The sequence below is a fragment of the Micrococcus sp. GbtcB5 genome, from assembly GCF_019091605.1.
Lineage (GTDB): Bacteria > Actinomycetota > Actinomycetes > Actinomycetales > Micrococcaceae > Micrococcus > Micrococcus luteus.
Genome location: NZ_JAGXJK010000582.1, coordinates 1 through 231, shown reverse-complemented (window position 1 = coordinate 231; position 231 = coordinate 1). Strand labels below are relative to the sequence as shown.

Annotated in this window: 1 pseudogene; it reads left to right on the top strand. The window is 76.6% G+C overall.

Going from position 1 to position 231, the window contains the following annotated elements:
- Nucleotides 1–39 precede the first annotated feature (39 nt).
- Nucleotides 40–231 (top strand): annotated as a pseudogene (locus tag KVS67_RS13590) (carbonic anhydrase); the annotation flags it as partial.

Here is a 231-nt window from a genome sequence, read left to right as displayed (position 1 = left end):
CCTCGAAGGCCTGGCGCACGGCGTCGGGAAGGAGACCCGATGCCCCCCCACACCCGCCCCGAAACCACGCCGGCCCCGGACGTCGTCGACCCCACCTCCGACCTCACGCCCGCTGAGGCGTGGGAGGTCCACGCCGAGGGCAACCGCCGCTTCGTGGCGGGCGAGCCGAGCCACCCGCACCAGAACGCCGAGCGGCGCAGCGACCTGACCGCCGGTCAGGCCCCGGTCGCC